Annotated in this window: 14 protein-coding genes and 2 pseudogenes; 9 read left to right on the top strand and 7 right to left on the bottom strand. The window is 69.7% G+C overall.

The features are described 5' to 3' along the window. Nucleotides 1-23: 23 nt before the first annotated feature. Together ACZ7M2_RS33305 and ACZ7M2_RS33300 are read right to left on the bottom strand one after the other, a co-directional pair. On the bottom strand, nt 24-1,169 hold the full coding sequence (locus ACZ7M2_RS33305; protein ID WP_471598454.1) for a glycoside hydrolase family 19 protein: 1,146 nt from the start codon (nt 1,167-1,169) through the stop codon (nt 24-26). A gap of 114 nt (nt 1,170-1,283) precedes the next feature. Continuing rightward, nucleotides 1,284-2,221: pseudogene (locus tag ACZ7M2_RS33300) on the bottom strand (coagulation factor 5/8 type domain-containing protein); the annotation flags it as partial. Nucleotides 2,222-3,453: 1,232 nt separating this feature from the next. On the opposite strand from ACZ7M2_RS33300, the gene ACZ7M2_RS33295 reads away from it, so the two are divergent. From ACZ7M2_RS33295 to ACZ7M2_RS33265, 7 genes are all read left to right on the top strand, one after another. Next, complete coding sequence (locus ACZ7M2_RS33295) at nt 3,454-4,542, top strand: sugar ABC transporter substrate-binding protein (RefSeq protein ID WP_471598453.1); 1,089 nt, start codon at nt 3,454-3,456, stop codon at nt 4,540-4,542. A gap of 36 nt (nt 4,543-4,578) precedes the next feature. After that, a complete protein-coding gene (locus ACZ7M2_RS33290; RefSeq protein ID WP_470053279.1) occupies nt 4,579-5,667 on the top strand; it encodes a mandelate racemase/muconate lactonizing enzyme family protein in 1,089 nt (362 codons plus the stop codon). A gap of 42 nt (nt 5,668-5,709) precedes the next feature. After that, a complete protein-coding gene (locus ACZ7M2_RS33285; protein ID WP_471598452.1) occupies nt 5,710-6,786 on the top strand; it encodes an ABC transporter permease in 1,077 nt (358 codons plus the stop codon). Continuing rightward, nucleotides 6,783-7,850, top strand: coding sequence for an ABC transporter permease (locus ACZ7M2_RS33280; protein ID WP_471598451.1), 1,068 nt, complete (start codon nt 6,783-6,785; stop codon nt 7,848-7,850). Before ACZ7M2_RS33285 ends, ACZ7M2_RS33280 begins: the two co-directional genes overlap by 4 nt. Beyond that, entirely contained in the window at nt 7,847-9,397 is a 1,551-nt protein-coding gene (locus ACZ7M2_RS33275; protein WP_471598450.1) for a sugar ABC transporter ATP-binding protein, read from the top strand. The genes ACZ7M2_RS33280 and ACZ7M2_RS33275 overlap by 4 nt, the downstream gene beginning before the upstream one ends. Continuing rightward, nucleotides 9,394-9,717, top strand: a complete 324-nt coding sequence (locus tag ACZ7M2_RS33270; protein ID WP_471598449.1) for an L-rhamnose mutarotase — start codon at nt 9,394-9,396, stop codon at nt 9,715-9,717. Before ACZ7M2_RS33275 ends, ACZ7M2_RS33270 begins: the two co-directional genes overlap by 4 nt. 62 nt (nt 9,718-9,779) lie before the next feature. Beyond that, entirely contained in the window at nt 9,780-10,640 is an 861-nt protein-coding gene (locus tag ACZ7M2_RS33265; protein WP_471598448.1) for an amidohydrolase family protein, read from the top strand. 25 nt (nt 10,641-10,665) lie between these two features. Here ACZ7M2_RS33265 and ACZ7M2_RS33260 read toward each other — a convergent pair whose 3' ends face one another. The 3 genes and pseudogenes from ACZ7M2_RS33260 to ACZ7M2_RS33250 form a co-directional block, all read right to left on the bottom strand. Next, nucleotides 10,666-11,385: a GntR family transcriptional regulator gene (locus ACZ7M2_RS33260; protein WP_471598447.1), complete on the bottom strand. Its 720-nt coding sequence runs from the start codon at nt 11,383-11,385 to the stop codon at nt 10,666-10,668. Continuing rightward, nucleotides 11,336-11,647 (bottom strand): Lrp/AsnC ligand binding domain-containing protein, encoded by a 312-nt coding sequence (locus ACZ7M2_RS33255; protein WP_471598446.1) that lies wholly within the window; start codon nt 11,645-11,647, stop codon nt 11,336-11,338. The genes ACZ7M2_RS33260 and ACZ7M2_RS33255 overlap by 50 nt, the downstream gene beginning before the upstream one ends. Nucleotides 11,648-11,747: 100 nt before the next feature. Next, a pseudogene (locus tag ACZ7M2_RS33250) lies at nt 11,748-11,846 on the bottom strand (Lrp/AsnC family transcriptional regulator); the annotation flags it as partial. On the opposite strand from ACZ7M2_RS33250, the gene ACZ7M2_RS33245 reads away from it, so the two are divergent. Both ACZ7M2_RS33245 and ACZ7M2_RS33240 read left to right on the top strand, forming a co-directional pair. After that, nucleotides 11,827-12,177: an MFS transporter gene (locus ACZ7M2_RS33245; protein ID WP_471598445.1), complete on the top strand. Its 351-nt coding sequence runs from the start codon at nt 11,827-11,829 to the stop codon at nt 12,175-12,177. The pseudogene ACZ7M2_RS33250 and the gene ACZ7M2_RS33245 sit on opposite strands and share 20 nt — an antisense overlap. A gap of 126 nt (nt 12,178-12,303) precedes the next feature. After that, the gene (locus ACZ7M2_RS33240; protein ID WP_471598444.1) at nt 12,304-12,606 is read left to right on the top strand and encodes a hypothetical protein; all 303 of its coding nucleotides are present in this window, start codon (nt 12,304-12,306) and stop codon (nt 12,604-12,606) included. 13 nt (nt 12,607-12,619) lie between these two features. Here ACZ7M2_RS33240 and ACZ7M2_RS33235 read toward each other — a convergent pair whose 3' ends face one another. Together ACZ7M2_RS33235 and ACZ7M2_RS33230 are read right to left on the bottom strand one after the other, a co-directional pair. Further along, nucleotides 12,620-14,017 (bottom strand): hypothetical protein, encoded by a 1,398-nt coding sequence (locus tag ACZ7M2_RS33235; protein WP_471598443.1) that lies wholly within the window; start codon nt 14,015-14,017, stop codon nt 12,620-12,622. Beyond that, nucleotides 14,014-15,240, bottom strand: a complete 1,227-nt coding sequence (locus ACZ7M2_RS33230) for a bifunctional glycosyltransferase family 2/GtrA family protein (RefSeq protein ID WP_471598645.1) — start codon at nt 15,238-15,240, stop codon at nt 14,014-14,016. The genes ACZ7M2_RS33235 and ACZ7M2_RS33230 overlap by 4 nt, the downstream gene beginning before the upstream one ends. Nucleotides 15,241-15,344: the final 104 nt, after the last annotated feature.

Genomic DNA, 15,344 nt, shown 5'->3' with positions numbered 1-15,344 from the left:
GACTCCTTGTTGAGTGGCGGGCGTCAGCAATAGAGGTTGCTGCCGGGGCTGACGCCGAGGATCGAGGTGAACCGGTTGTAGGCGTCGACGCGGCTCTGTACCTGGGCCGGATTCTTGCCGTCGCACTCGAGGGAGCCGTTGATGGAGCGGATGGTCTGGCCGAAGCCGGCGCCGTTGACCATGGCGTTGTGCGGGGTCATGGTGCCGGGGCCGGACTGGGTGTTCCAGTACCACAGGCCGGTCTTCCAGGCCACGGCGGCATCGTTCTGCACCAGCCAGGGGTTGTTGAGGAGGTCGATGCCGAGCGCGTCGCCCGCGGCCTTGTAGTTGAAGTTCCAGCTGAGCTGGATCGGGCCGCGCCCGTAGTAGGCGGCCTGGCCCGCCGGGCAGCCGTAGGACTGGCTCCAGTCGCAGTACGTGGGGTAGTTGGCGGTGTTCTGCTCGACCACGTAGACCAGGCCGCCGGTCTCGTGGCTGACGTTGGCGAGGAAGGCGGCAGCCTCCTGCTTCTTCACCGTGTCGCTGCCGGTGTTCGCGAAGCCCGGGTAGGCGCTCAGCGCGGCGGTCAGGCCGCTGTAGGTGTAGAACGAATTCCGGTTCGGGAACATCTGGTTGAACTGCGCCTCGCTGACGACGAATCCGGACGGCGCGCCGCCACCTCCGCTCGCGGGCGCGTTCCACTTCTGGTTCGCCGCGCCGGTGCAGGTCCAGATCTGCAGCCGGGTGCCGTTGGCGGAGTTGTTGCCGGTGACGTCCAGGCACTTGTTCGCGGCCGGATTGACGATGTCGTGCGCCGCGGTGACCACCCATTGCTGGTTGGCGCCGCCCGAGCAGTCCCACAGTTGTACGGCGGCCCCGTCGCCGGTGCCGCGGTCGACGACGTCCAGACACTTGCCCAGCGCACGCAGCGTTCCGTCACCGGAGTTGGACCAGGTCTGGGCGTTGGTTCCGTTGCAGTCGTAGAGCTGTACGGCGGTGCCGTTGGCGCTGTTGGCACCCGCCACGTCGACGCACTTGCCGGCGAGCCCGGAGATCGAGCCGTCGGCGGCCTGGGCCGGCGCCACGGTGAACAGCGCGGTGAGGACCGCGGAGAGAACGGCGAAAACCGCGAACCGGCCGACGAGGCCGCGTCCGGTAGCGGACCGTCTGTGGTGGGAGAGGAGGGGCATGGCTGAGGACGCTCCTTGGTGTGTTGGGGTGGACGGGCGTCCCGTCACCCACCGCGAGGCGGCGTGGCGGGACGGCCGACGACGGAGCTTGCGTCTTCGGGGGAGGCGGACGCCCTACGGATAGGTCGTCAGATTGGGGACGCTGGTGAAGGAGTCGGAGGGGCCTCCGGTGTTGGCGATGACGGCGTCGGCGACCTTGTAGGCGGTGTAGCCCTGCGTGGAGCCGTTCATCCAGGCGGCCTGGTTCGGTGGGGCGTAGGGCATCTCGTTCTGGAAGAAGTACGTGCGGCCGCCGTTGCTGTTCCAGACGGTCTGGTACTTCTGGAAGTGCTCGACGAACAGGCCGTACATGGTGACGTTGTCGCTGTTGACGACGAGGCCCGTGGCCGCTTTGTCGACGTCGGCGCCGCCGACGGGGAAGTACAGGTCGTGCAGGGAGGTCGGGTCGGCCGTGTGCGAGGCGGACGCGTGGGGCGGCCCGACCTCCATCAGGCTCGGCGAGTTGGTGGTGCCCGCGCCGAACAGCAGGCCCGTGGCCTTCACGTCGTCGACGTCGGCCACCTGCATCGCGGTGATGCCGTTGTCCGGGACGAAGGGGGCGAGACCCAGACCGAGAACGATGGTGTCGGCGCGGTTGAATTGCGGGGTCTGATCCAGGTGGTAGACGCCCGGGGTGACCAGGAGGTTCGGCCGACGGCGAGCGGGGCATTGATCCGGGACGCGGTCTCGCCCGGCTTCACGACCTAGAAGGTGTCCAGCGACAGTGAGCTGCAGGAGGGGCCGCCCGCCCGGCTGGTCGCCGTGGAGTTGGACAGCCACTGCTGCTGGCTGTCGGAGTTGACCGGCCCGTCGACCTTTCTGTCGGCGAGGTAGCCGCCGCTGGGCCAGCCGCCGTCGTCCAGGGCGAGGTCGCCGCGTAGGTGCATCCGAGGGTAGGGCGCCGCCTGTGAGGCCGCTCAACGGTCGCTGCCGCTCCACGGATTGACCGAGAGGTTCTCGGCGCCGCGCCAGAAGTTCTGGGTGGCATCGCCCTGGAACCAGTCCGAGCTGGACGGCCGTACCGTCGTCGGAGTCGGAGTCGGAGTCGGAGTCGGAGTCGGAGTCGGAGTCGGAGTCGGAGTCGGAGTCGGAGTCGGAGTCGGAGTCGGAGTCGGAGCCGGCGACGTCGAGACACTTGCCGGCGAGGCCCGTGATGGTGTCGGTGGCGGCCTGCGCGGGCGAGGTGGTGGGCAGGCCGGTGGCGAGGGAGAGCGCGGGGAGGGAGGCAGCCGCGGGGAGAGTTCTGGGCATGAGCGCAGCGGGTCCTTCGTGGGGGGATGGACAACCGAGGCTGCGTTCACCTCATGAACGGTGAGTGCGTCCCACGGTGCGTGGCTGACCCGTGAACCTAAAGGTATGGACCACTTTCGTCAAGAGGTGAAGTAAGCGGTGAGGGAAGCCAGTTGTGGCTTCCGGTCAGGCCGCACTCCCGCGCGGGGATATGCATGCCCAGTTGCTGGCCGAACTGGTGACGGAGTCGCCGGTGGCGGCGTTGGGCCGGAAGTGGTGCAGGCGGGCGTGCGGGTGCTCTGCCGCCGTGGTCGGAAGTGGGTCCTGTCCAGCTCGGCATCACCGGCGCACTCGCCGGCCGGGGCGGCCGCCGGCGGCTCCAACAGCAGCCGCATCTCGAACAGTTCCTCCACGCCCTGGCGGGTAAGCAACTCGGTGGCGCGGTATCCCGAAAGTGAGCGCTTGACCACGAGTCCGTCCGATTCGAGCCGTGCCAGGGCCTCGCGGACCGGATTCGCCCGGCACCGCGAGGGATCGTGAGGCCGACTCGATGGAGACCTGGGCGGCGAGCGGGGTCGCACGGTCCATGGACATGACCTTGATGGCCTCGTGGGCACGGTCCGCCGGGACCTTCGGCCGGGCGGCCGAGGCATCGGACCCCCGGAACTCATCAGCGTCCACCGACATCGCATCGCTCTCCCCGTCCATACCGGCATCGACGCGGATCGGGGCAGCTTTATCTATAGGATTTTGAAGGGTTCACTGACGGGAGGCGCTCGGGTTCCGGATGGCCGAAGCTGATGATCCCGAGCCCGTGCACACTCCGTCAGCTCGCCACGCATTCCGGTAACGATCCTGCTTGTACCGGGTGTTGCTTGGCGCCTGACGTGGCGAAACCGACTCGCAGCACAAAATCCGGCCCGCTCAATCCCGGCGCAGACCTTGACGTGACGAGCACGGCTCCCTCAGGCTCGCGGCAGCGAAATCCTATCTGATTTTGAGTGGGGCACCTGCCATGAGTCGTCGCAGAACCGCCGCGTCAGCCGCCGTCACGCTGGTACTTCTGGCCACCGCCGCAACGGCCTGCACCATCAAGAACTCGGATGAGCCGGGCGCCGCGGGTGCCGCCACCGCGCGGGCCGGCAGCGGGACGGCCGAGCTGGCCGATGGATCCGGGACGAAGGTCGCGCTGGTCCCGGGCGGCGCCCACCCCTACTTCCAGCCCTGGAAGCAGGCCGGCGCGAACGCGAAGAAGACGCTCGGGCTGGGGGGCGTCACCTTCGACGAGACCGCCGAGTGGGACCAGCAGAAGCAGAACAACCTGCTCTCGACGCTCGCCGCCCGTGGCTACAACGCCTTCGGCATCTTCGGAGTCTCCCCGACCGACATCAACACCACCTTCGCCGACCTCAAGTCCCAGGGCTTCGCCGTCGCGTCGCTGGCCTCCTGTCCGGCAGGCGGCACGAACGAAGCGGACTTCTGCCTCTCCACCGACGTCGAACTCGCCGCATACAAGGCCGCGCAGGCCGCCATCAAGGCAATGGGCGGCAAGGGCACGCTCGTCCACCTGACAGGCAACAACGTCGACGCCAACACCCAGTTGCGCAAGAAGGGGGTGGAGAAGGCGGTGGCGGAGACCGGCGGCAAGGTCACGCTGCTGCAGACGATCACCGACATCGACACGGACCTCCAGACCGCGCAGAAGGCCGTCTCCGACCTGCTCGCCGCCAAGGGCGACCAGATCCAGGGCATCGTCTCCACCGCCTACAACCCGGCGGTCGCCGCCGCCGAGGCCGTGCAGGAGTCCGGCTCGAAGGCCAAGGTCGTTGCCATCGACGACGACGCCAAGATCCTCTCCTCGATCAAGAACGGCTCCGTGACCGCGACCGTCGTACAGAACCCGGTCGGCCAGGCGGAGATCGGCATCTGGGCGCTGTCCCTGCTGCAGACCGAGCAGTGCACGATGAAGCGCCCCGGCCAGATCATCGACTCGGGCTCTTTCGTGGTCACGAAGGAGAACGTCACCGACTACGACAGTGCACGCAAGGCCAAGACCGTCGAGCTGAAGAAGCAGTTCGCCGACGAGTTCCTCGCCTGCGGCTGACCGCCCCGCACGGACCACGGAAGGCGGCACACGCGCATGACCATCATCACCAACGCAACGGCCCTGCTCGCTGACATCGATGTGGAGACCGACCGCACCGACGCGGTGCAGTCGTTCGTCAAGCAGGAGACCGTTCTCGTCACGCTCACCACGGCCGACGGGCTCGTGGGAACCGGCTACGCCTACACGATCGGCACCGGCGGGAGTTCGGTACTGGCGTTGCTGCGGGACCACCTGCTCCCGCTCCTCACCGGCCAGGACGCGCGCAACGTGGAGGGGCTCTGGAAGTCCCTGTTCGCCCACACGCGCGCCACGACCACCGGAGCCATCACCTCGCTGGCGCTCGCCGCCGTCGACACGGCCCTGTGGGACCTGCGCTGCAGGCGCGCGGGCGAGCCGCTGTGGCGGCTGGCCGGCGGCCACCGCCAAGAGATCCCCGTCTACGACACCGAGGGCGGATGGCTCCACCTCGGCACCGAGGACCTGGTCACGTCCGCGCTCGCGGCGAAGAAGGCGCAGTTCTCCGGCGTCAAGATCAAGGTCGGCAAGCCGCACGTCGCCGAGGACGCGGAGCGCCTCGGTGCCGTCCGCGAGGCGGTCGGCACCGCGCTGCACATCATGACGGACGCGAACCAGTCGCAGTCGCTGTCCTCGGCCGTGCAACTCGCCGCGGCCCTCGAACCCCACGACCCGTACTGGCTCGAGGAACCCATGCCCGCGGACGACATCAGCGGCCATGCCCGGCTCGCCCGCTCGACCAGGGTCCCGATCGCCGTCGGCGAGTCGATGTACTCGCCCATGCAGTTCCGCTCCTACCTGGAGGCCGGCGGCGCCTCCGTGGTGCAGGCCGACGTCGCCCGCGTCGGCGGTATCACGCCGTGGCTGAAGGTCGCCCACCTCGCGGAGACCTTCAACGTCCAGGTCTGCCCGCACTTCCTGATGGAACTGCACGTCAGCCTCGTCGCCGCGGTGAGCAACGGCGCGTATGTGGAGTACATACCGCAGCTGCGTGCGGTGACACGGACCGAACTGGTGCTGCGCGACGGCCGTGCCGTGGCGCCGGACGAACCCGGCATCGGCATCGACTGGGACATGGACGCGATCGACGACCGGAGGGTCGCATGAAAGACGACCGGAGGGTCGCATGAAGGACCACCGGAGGGTCGCATGAAAACGGCCGTCACCGAGACCGACAGTGCGACGCGACGTCCCACCGACGGGGCCCGCCCGACCCACCGGCTGCCATTCTGGGTGAACCAGCGGCTGGGGCTGCTCGTGCTCGTCGTCGCGCTCGCCGCGTTGTTCGGCGCACTGCGCCCAGCCTTCTTCGACGCGCGGCTGGTGCTTTTCCCGCTGTTCAGGGATGTCTCGACGCTGACCGTGGTGGCACTTGCGCAGATGGTCGTGCTCTCCGTCGGGCACATGAACCTCGCCGTGGGACGCATGGCCGCGTTCGGCGCCTTCGCAGCCGGGTTCGGATACGACCGGCTCGGGCTGCCGCTGCCGCTGGGCCTGCTGCTGTGCCTGGTGGCCGGCTGCGCCGTCGGGGCACTGACCGGCTGGATCACCGCCCGCACCGGGGTGAACTCGTTCGTCGTGACGCTGGCCATGGACTTCGCCCTGCTGGGGCTGGTCTCCCTGCTCTACTCCGCCCTCACCGACAACGCCGCGTTCACCACGCGGCCCGGCGGACTGGCGCAGCTGCGCTCCTACTCGCTGGCGGACATCTGCGTCGGCCCCGTATGCGGCTCACCGGCCATCCCGCAGCTGGCCCAGTTCACCGTGCTGGCCCTCGCCGGCCTCGGCTTCCTCTACGCCCGTACCCGCATGGGCCGGGAGCTTCTGCTGACCGGAGCGAACCCGGCCGCCGCGGAACTGTCGGGCATTCCCACCGGGCGCAGGATCGTCCTGGCGCACGCGCTGTCCGGGCTGCTTGCCGCCCTGGCCGGCTTCATGGCGGCCGTCGGCACCGGTACGTTCCGCGCCTCGATCGGCGACGATTTCATGCTCCCGTCGTTCCTCGGCGCGGTGCTCGGCGGCACCTTGCTCACCGGCGGTGTCGTCTCCGTCATCGGCGCCCTGCTCGGCACATCTCTGGTCGGCGTGATCCGCAAGGGGCTCGACCTGCTCGGGGTGGGCCTGGAGAGTCTCAACATCTACCTCGGCTGCGTACTGCTGCTGGCTCTGTCCGCGGACCGGGTGCGCAGCGTCGTGTCCTATCGCAAGGTGGTCCGCTCCACATGACGATGCTCCGCGACACGTCGGCCGCGGCCGTGCCGGCGCTGCGACGCTTCTTCCGGTCCACGACGATGACCCTGCTGTGCGTGGTCGTCACCGGCTACGTGGCCCTCGGCATCACCTCGTCCGGCTCCTTCTTCGAAGGGTCCTCCCTCCGCACGTTCCTGCAGTACCTCGCCACACCCATCCTGATCGGCCTGGCCCAGATGGTGGCCCTGTGCGTCGGACAGCTCAATCTCGCCGTCGGCGCCCTGGGCGGGTTCACCGCCTGCCTGATGGGGGTGCTGATGGCCGACCGCGGGGTGCCCGCTCTCCCCGCCGTACTGATCGGTGTCCTCACCGCCACGCTGATCGGCCTGCTGACGGGCGTGTTCATCGTCGCCACCCGCATCAACGGCTTCATCGTCACCCTCGGCACGATGACCATCCTGCTCGGGGCGCAGTACCGGCTCTCCGGCACCCGCACCATCGACGGGTACTCCGCCACGCTGCGCGACCTCGGCCGCTCCGCGTCCCTGAACATCCCCCTCGTGTTCCTCACCGCGCTCGCCGCAGCGGGTCTGCTCGCCGCGTTCATGTATCGCACCGTCCCCGGGCGGCGGCTGCTCGCGGCCGGCGGCAACCCCCTCGCGGCACGGCTGTCGGGCATCTCCACCGACCGTCAGATCGTGGTCGCGCACTCCCTGTCCGCACTGCTCGTCGGTGTCGCCGCGGCCCTGGCCACCGCCTCGTTGCCCGGCGTCAACCGCAGTGTCGGCGGCGACTGGCTGCTGCCCAGCTTCGCCGCCCCGATCATCGGCGGCGTCGCGCTGAGCGGCGGTTCCGTGGCCGTGCTGGGAACCGTGCTCGCCGCCTTCGTCATGCGGCTCATCGACACCGCCCGTGCCCAGTTCTCCCTCGATCCGAGCTGGGTGAACTTCCTCATCGGCCTCGTCGTTCTCGTCACGGTCGTCGGCGGCCGCATCCGCCAGACGCACCTGGAGAAGAAGGTCAGGGCGCCCGGCCGGACACCACCGGAGGGTGAGGTTCAGCCGGCCGCCGCCCTGCCGACCACGGGAGGTGCCCGATGAGCGACGTCCTGCTGGAATGCGAGGACATCGTCAAGGTCTTCCCCGGGGTACGCGCCCTCGACGGCGTGGGCCTGAAGCTGACCGCCGGTTCCGTACACGCCCTGCTGGGGGAGAACGGGGCGGGCAAGTCCACGCTGATCAAGGTGATCACCGGCGTTCATCCGCCCGACGGCGGCCGACTGCTCCGGCGCGGCGAGGAGATCCACCCACGCTCCCCACTGGAGGCCAACCGGGCCGGCATCGGTGTGGTCCACCAGGAACGCAACCTGATCCCCGGCTTCTCGGTCGCGGAGAACATCACGCTGCAGAGCCCGCCCGCTCGCCGGGGCCTGCTCGACCGCGCGGCGATGACCGCTCCCGCCGAGCGCTGCCTGGCCGAGCTCGGCTTGGACCTCGACCCGCACCGGCCGGTGCGCGAACTGTCGGTGGCTCAGCAGCAGTTGGTGGAGATCGCCAAGGCCCTGTACACCGAGAGCGAGGTGCTCCTGCTCGACGAGCCCACCGCTTCCCTGTCCCCGCAGGAGGCGGAGCGCCTCTTCGACGTCGTCCGCCGGCTCACGGCACGGGGCACGTGCGTGGTCTTCGTCAGCCACAAACTGGAGGAGGTCTTCGCCCTCTGCGACACCGTGACCGTCCTGCGCGACGGGCGCTCGGTGCTCGAGTCGGCACCCCTCGCCGATTACGCGCAGGACGACGTGGTCACCCTGATGGTCGGCCGTGCCCACTCGGTGGCGGACATGCCCGAGCGCTCGGTCGACACCACGGTCCGGCCGGCGCTCTCCCTCTCCAGGCTGTCCACCGCGTCCGGCCACCGGGACATCAGTCTCGACGTCCGACCCGGAGAAATCGTCGGCCTGTACGGCCTGGTCGGCGCCGGCCGCAGCGAACTGGTCAAGGCGGTGCTCGGCTTGGACCGGGTGACGGGTGGCGAGATCAGCGTGTACGGCAGCAAGGTGCGGATCGGCTCTCCGCGCGAGGCCCTCCACACGTACGGGATCGGCTATCTGACGGAGAACCGGAAGGAGGAAGGCGTCTTCCTGGAGCAGCCCATCGTCCGGAACATCACCGTGACGGTGTGGAAGAAGCTCGGCCGGTTCCTGGGCGACATCTCGTCCCGCCAGGAGAAGGAAGTGGCCCAGGACCTCGTCGACCGCATCGGCATCCGCGTCTCCGGCATCGAGCAGAACGCCGGTGAACTCTCCGGCGGCAACCAGCAGAAGGTGAGCCTGGCCAAATGGCTTGCGGCCGACACGCGGCTGCTGATCGTCGACGAGCCGACCGTCGGGGTGGACGTACGCACCAAGCACGCCTTCCACGAGCTGATCTGGGAACTCGCCCGCGGCGGTCTGCCCATTCTGCTGATCAGCAGCGACCTGACGGAAATGATCACGCTGGCCGACCGGATCGTCGTCATGGCCGATCACCGTATCCGTGGCGAGCTGGACAACGACCACGACTACGGCCGCATGAGCGGCAAGATCATCCGGACCATCCACGACCGCGCGCACTCGGCCGTGACCTCGACCCGGAAGAGCGGCGCCGCATGAGGCGCGTCGCCCAGGTGATCCGCGTCCTGCCCGACAAGGCGGACGAGTACCGCGAGCTGCACCGTGACGTGCCCGAGCCGGTCCTCGACCGGCTGCGGGCCTGCCACATCACCAACTACTCGATCCATCTGCTCGGCGACCGGCTGTTCGGCTATTTCGAGTACCACGGCGACGACTTGGCGGCGGACCTCGCGCTGATGGCGGCCGACCCGGCCACCGGGGAATGGTGGCGGCGCACCGCTCCGTGCCAGACACCCGTGGATGAGGCGGCGCGTGGCGAGTGGTGGGCCTCCATGGAGCAGGTGTTCCTCATGGAGTAGGCCTCTTACGACCCCACCGGGCTGCTGCCCGGCGATGTGCTCGTGCCGGAAGGGAATGTGTCGTGACCATCGTGGACGCCCACCATCACCTGTGGGATCTCTCCGTACGAGACCAGAAGTGGATCTCCGGCCCGCGGCTCGCCCCGTTGCGGCGGTCCTTCCTCCTGGCGGACCTCGAGGCCGAGATCCGGGCGTCCGGGGTGACGGCCACAGTGCTGGTGGAAACCGTCAACGTCGCTGATGAGACGCCGGAGTTCCTGGCCCTGGCCGCGGAGAGCGACGTGATCGAAGCGGTCGTCGGGTGGACCGACCTGACGGCGCCGGACGTCTCCGAGGCACTGGACCGCCTGCGGTCCCTGCCCGGTGGTGGCTTCCTGCGCGGCATCCGTCACCAGGTCCAGTCAGAACCCGACCTCGACTGGCTGACCCGGCCGGAGGTACTGAGGGGCCTGCGTGCCGTCGGCGCGGCCGGACTCGTCTACGACCTGGTCGTGCTGCCGCACCAGTTGCCCTCGGCGGCGCGGGCGGCAGCCGCCGTGCCGGGTCTCACCTTCGTCCTGGACCACCTCGGCAAGCCACCGATCGCGTCCGGGGAACGGAAGCCGTGGGAGGGCCACTTGCGGGAGCTGGCCGCGCTGCCCCACACGGTGTGCAAGCTCTCCGGGATGGTGACCGAGGCCGACTGGGCGTCGTGGACGGTCGCCGATCTCAGACCGTACGCCGAGACCGTGATCGACGCCTTCGGACCCCAGCGGCTGATGTTCGGCTCGGACTGGCCGGTGAGCACCCTCGCCGCGGGCTACGACGAGGTCATCCGCGGGGCCCGGGAGCTCACGGCGGGACTGGGGCCGGACGAGCGGGCCGAGGTGTGGGCCGGCACCGCCCGGCGCGTCTACCGGATGACGGGCTCAGACGCCGGATGACCACGCGGGGGCGCGGCCGCGCCGGTCACTTCTGATCGAAGCGGCTCAGCTGGCGCTCCAGGCTGCGAGTCAGATGCTCGGTCATCGCCTCGGCGGCATGTTCGGCCCTGCGGCGGAGGATCGCGCGCAGGATTCGGTCGTGCTCGTTCAGGGTCGGATCTCCGGCGTCCTGCACGCTGCTGAGCCGGAAGACGTGCAGGTGCGCGTGGAGCCGCTCCACCGCGTCCGCGAGCAGGGGCCGGTGGGCGGCTTCCGCGACGGCGTCGTGGAAACGCTGGTCGAGGGCGGCGAAGACGCGGTAGGAGGCGTACGGCCCGGTGGTGGGGCCGGAGTGGGCCTGCATGGCTTCCAACGTCGCTTCGATGGCGTCGAGTTGACCTTCGTCGGCGTTGTGGGCGGCCAGCGCCGCGGCGCGCGGCTCCAGGAGCAGCCGCATTTCGAACAGCTCCTCCACTCCCTGCCGGGTCAGCAACTTGGTCGCCCGGTACCCGGAGAGCGATCGTTTGACGACCAGTCCGTCGGCCTCCAGCCTGGCCAGCGCCTCGCGCACGGGTGTCGGTGAGACGTTGAGCGTACGGGCCAGGGCTTCGATACCGACGCGTGCGCCCGGGGCGATCTCGTGGTCCATGACCTTGGCCTTGATGTCCTCGTAGACACTGTCGGACAAGGCCTGTCGGACCGGCGGTGTGGACGGCTCACTCACCCCGGCCGCGTCGGCGGAGACGGACGGGTCGTGCGCCGGCATCCGGCTCTCCTCGTTGCTCAGTGTGCTGCGGCCACCAGCAGTTTAGCGGCGTGTGGCCGTACCGTTCGGGCCGCGTGACTCTACTCGGGCTCCTCGGCACACCGAGTGAGATGACGGTGCTGGAGCGGGTGACGCCGTCGATTGCGAGGATCGCCTTCGTGACGCGGTGCAGGTCGCTGGTGTCCTGCGCGACGACGTGCGCGAGCAGGTCCGCGTCGCCGGTCGTGTAGTGAACTTCGAGGACTTCCGGGGGTGAGTTCATAGCCGAGGGCTGCGAGGTCGAAGCGGCGACTGAAAGGCCCCAGCGTGCCGTCGGCGGACAGCCGCCGCAGCCGAGCGTGAACGGTGTTCCGGGCGATGCCCAAGGTTCGGGCGAGGGCGAGGATCGTTGCGTCTGGATCATCGTCCAGGGCGAGGACGATCCGGGCGACCAAGGCGTCGATGCGTGCCACGCTGAGCATTGCAGTTCTCAGGCGTTTTCGGCACCCGGATGCTCCCTGGGCCGCTGTTGTTCTCGCCGGTGTCGGCGCGGGACTTCAGGTGTGGAAACTGCCTGCCGCGATCCCGTACCTGCGGGAAGACCTGTCGATGAGCCCGTTCCAGGCCGGGACACTGCTCGGAATCATCCAGGTGGCCGGAATGCTCGGCGGCCTGGCTGTGTCGCTCCTGGCCGAACTGCTCGGCGCACGGCGCTGTCTGATCACGGGGCTGCTCCTGCTGAGCCTGGGATCGGCAGGCGGCGCCTTCTCCCCCTCGGTGGGGATACTGCTGGCGACACCGCTAGGTGGATGACCTGCACGTTCGCCGTGTTCGGCATCGCGTTCAGCCGCTGCCTCAGCGGACGCGGCCCCAGCCTGGCTGGGCGGCGGTGATGGCTTCAGCGGTGACGTCGGTGAGCACGATGGGTCGGAGGTCCTCATGGGTGCCGTCGGCCACGAGGCGGCCGCCGCCCGCGGCGCCGGCGGTGACGAGGCCGTGGATCCACTCCCGTCAGCCCGCGTCGATGATCGGGCCGAGCGCGACCTCCTCCTCGGCCGGGTTGCCGACCGCGGCACGGGAGCACCGGGCGGCGGGTCGGCGCTGAGGGTTTCCCGGCTTCCCGTATCCCGCCGACAGGCCCTGGACGCCGTCACGGAGATCGCGGCCGAGACGGTCCGGCGCCGGCGCGGGCTGCCCTCGCTCGGGTGCTGCTCGGCACCCGCACCGGATCACGATGGCTGAGCACCGATGACGTTTATGGGACGCCGAGTTCGAACAGGGCGTACCCCCCGTATGAGCCGGAGGCGAGCGCGGCAATTCCGAGGACGGTGCACAGCACCGGCGTGCTGAGCCGCCGCATGGCGACGGCGCACGGGATGAACAGGGGGAAGGCCGGGAGAAGGTAGCGGGAGATGTTGCCGAAGATCTGCTGACTTCCCAGGACGAGCGCGATGGTCAGGAGGGTGTGGACGACGAGGACCGCCGGCGGGCGGAGCCGGAGCAGCAGAGGCAGGACGATCAGGGCCAGCAGGACCGTGCCTACGCCGATGAGGTCTTCGAAGGGGTAGGCGAAGAGGTAGTCGAAGTGGCCCACCGGAAGGGACGTGAACACGTCGAGGGTGTGCTTGCCGTAGTCGAACGTGTGGGCCCAGGCGCCTTCCTGGAGCTTGAAGTACCCGCTGTAGTCGCCCATCCGGTATCCCACCCAGCCGAGGTAGCCGAACAGGCCGAGGGGGGCGATCACCACGGCGATCAGCGGGCGCAGAAACTTGACCCGACGCCTCTTCCCGTCCGGGCCGGGCGCGTCCTCCCAGCGGCGGACCTCCCGCCGTTGCCGGTGTACGGCCAGCAGCGCCGCGACGGTGAGCGCCGCGATCAGCGCGGTGGCCGTCGGACGGGTGAGACCCGTGGCGCAGGTCAGGATGCCGGCGGTGATCCAGTGGTGGCGCATGACGGCGTAGCAGGCCCAGGCCGCGAGGGCGACGTAGAGGGACTCCGAGTAGCCCGACCACTCCATGCCGGATCCGGGCCACACGGCCCAGAGGCCGGCTGCGGCGAGCCCGGCCCGCCGTCCGCCGATCCGTGCGGTGACGGCGTGGATCGCCAGGGCGGCGACGAAAGAGGCGGCGACCGAGATCAGCAGGCCGGCGCCGAACAGACCCAGGCCGGTGCAGGAGGAGACCAGCCGCATCAGGGCGGGGTACAGCGGGAAGAACGCCGCGGAGTTGCCCTCGATGGTGATCAGGCCGCCCGCCCCGGGTACCGGGACGAGCGCGGGGTGGTAGCCGTGCGCGGCGATCTGCTGGTACCACCAGCCGTCCCAGCTGGCCAGGACGTCCCAGGCGTGGGCGCCGCCACCGAATCGGGGGTCCTTCTTGCGGAAGTCCCCGGAGGAGTCCAGCAGGTACATGAAGACGCAGAAGCCGACGAGCTTCAGCGCACCGTACAGCGCGAGCACCGGACCGTGGTGCTCGGCCGCCCGGCACAGTCGCGGCCACCGCTGACGGGCGGTCGAGGTGAGGGAGGTGATGGAGGGGGACGGGACCGTGGGCACGCCGGTTTCGTACGGCGGTTCCGTGGCGGGCGAACGGCCGTCGGCGTGCGGCCTGTTGCCCTCGTACGACGGAGCGTTCGCGAGGCTCGGGTCGTTCATCGGGGCTCGGCTCCTGTTCCGTTGCCGCGGGGGGCGGCGGTGAACACCCAGGCCCGCAGGAGCAGGAAGCGCAGCAGTGTCGCGACCAGGTTGGCGATGACGAGCACCGCGACTTCCGTGGGCCGCGCGGGCCTCGGTGCCCAGCGGTGCAGCGCGGCGAGCGAGCCGCTGGTGAGCGCCAGCCCGAGGCCGAAGACCACCAGACCCTTGGCCTGCTGCTGCAGCGCTCCGCCCCGCCCGCGCTGTCCGAAGGTGAGCCGCCGGTTCGCGGCGGTGTTCGCGACGGCGCAGACGAGCAGCGCCCACGCGTTGGCGCTCTGGGGCCCTGTCATCGGGCGCAGGGCCGAGTAGAGGAGGACGTACCCGACCGTGCTCACCACGCCGACGGCGCCGAAGCGCAGCAACTGGGCGGCCAGCGGGCCGGGCGGATCACCTCCGGTGGCGCGCCGCAGCCCCGCCGTCGGGAGTGTGCCACGGGCGAGCGCCCTGCCGATCCTGACGATGCCGCGCAGGTCGGCCATGGCCGTCGAGACCAGATCGACGCGGCTGTCGGGGTCGTCCACCCAGTCGACGGGCACCTCGTGGATGCGTAGCCCGGCCCGCTCGGCGATCACGAGCAGTTCGGTGTCGAAGAACCACTCCGAGTCCTCCACCAGGGGCAGCAGCCGCTCGGCGACGTCGCGCCGGACCGCTTTGAAGCCGCACTGCGCGTCGGAGAAGCCGACGGCGAGGGTGGAACGCAGCAGGACGTTGTAGCAACGGGAGATGATCTCCCGTTTAGGGCCGCGTATCACCCTGGAGCCACGGGCCAGACGGGTGCCGATGGCTATGTCGGAGTGGCCGGAGATCAGCGGGGCGACCAGCGGGAGCAGCGCGTTCAGTTCGGTGGACAGGTCCACGTCCAGGTAGGCCAGTACCGGGGCCCGTGAGCGCGACCAGGCGACGCGCAGGGCACGGCCGCGCCCCTTCTCGGCGAGCCGTATCCACTCGGCCTCCGGCAGTTCGGCCGCCAGCCGGGCCGCGATCCGCGGGGTGTCGTCGGTGCTGGCGTTGTCGGCGACGGTGATGCGGAACGGGTACGGGAACGTCTCACGCAGATGCGCGTGCAGCCGCCGCACGCTCGGTTCCAGATCCGTCTCCTCGTTGAACACGGGGACGACGACGTCCAGTACGGGTTCCGGGTGGTCCGCCGGCAGCGGCAGGCGGAGCGGCAGTCGGTCCATGGGCAGTCCCGTCGCGAGGTTCATCGGGGCGGACCGTGCGGTCTTGGTCATGGTTCATCCAGGTTTCTGTGCTGTCGCAGGGCATACCGAAGGCGCTCACGGCG

This window comes from Streptomyces sp. NPDC111507 (assembly GCF_055638955.1).
This window is presented reverse-complemented; position numbering and strand designations above follow the sequence as displayed.

What these genes read in the sequence shown, in the direction of transcription:
- ACZ7M2_RS33260 (WP_471598447.1), bottom strand. Translation starts at nt 11,385, where the DNA reads ATGCCGGCGCACGACCCGTCCGTCTCCGCCGACGCGGCCGGGGTGAGT.
- ACZ7M2_RS33285 (WP_471598452.1), top strand. Translation starts at nt 5,710, where the DNA reads ATGAAAACGGCCGTCACCGAGACCGACAGTGCGACGCGACGTCCCACC.
- ACZ7M2_RS33275 (WP_471598450.1), top strand. Translation starts at nt 7,847, where the DNA reads ATGAGCGACGTCCTGCTGGAATGCGAGGACATCGTCAAGGTCTTCCCC.
- ACZ7M2_RS33280 (WP_471598451.1), top strand. Translation starts at nt 6,783, where the DNA reads ATGACGATGCTCCGCGACACGTCGGCCGCGGCCGTGCCGGCGCTGCGA.
- ACZ7M2_RS33295 (WP_471598453.1), top strand. Translation starts at nt 3,454, where the DNA reads ATGAGTCGTCGCAGAACCGCCGCGTCAGCCGCCGTCACGCTGGTACTT.
- ACZ7M2_RS33290 (WP_470053279.1), top strand. Translation starts at nt 4,579, where the DNA reads ATGACCATCATCACCAACGCAACGGCCCTGCTCGCTGACATCGATGTG.
- ACZ7M2_RS33235 (WP_471598443.1), bottom strand. Translation starts at nt 14,017, where the DNA reads ATGAACGACCCGAGCCTCGCGAACGCTCCGTCGTACGAGGGCAACAGG.
- ACZ7M2_RS33245 (WP_471598445.1), top strand. Translation starts at nt 11,827, where the DNA reads ATGCGTGCCACGCTGAGCATTGCAGTTCTCAGGCGTTTTCGGCACCCG.
- ACZ7M2_RS33240 (WP_471598444.1), top strand. Translation starts at nt 12,304, where the DNA reads ATGGGTGCCGTCGGCCACGAGGCGGCCGCCGCCCGCGGCGCCGGCGGT.
- ACZ7M2_RS33255 (WP_471598446.1), bottom strand. Translation starts at nt 11,647, where the DNA reads ATGAACTCACCCCCGGAAGTCCTCGAAGTTCACTACACGACCGGCGAC.
- ACZ7M2_RS33230 (WP_471598645.1), bottom strand. Translation starts at nt 15,240, where the DNA reads ATGGACCGACTGCCGCTCCGCCTGCCGCTGCCGGCGGACCACCCGGAA.
- ACZ7M2_RS33305 (WP_471598454.1), bottom strand. Translation starts at nt 1,169, where the DNA reads ATGCCCCTCCTCTCCCACCACAGACGGTCCGCTACCGGACGCGGCCTC.
- ACZ7M2_RS33270 (WP_471598449.1), top strand. Translation starts at nt 9,394, where the DNA reads ATGAGGCGCGTCGCCCAGGTGATCCGCGTCCTGCCCGACAAGGCGGAC.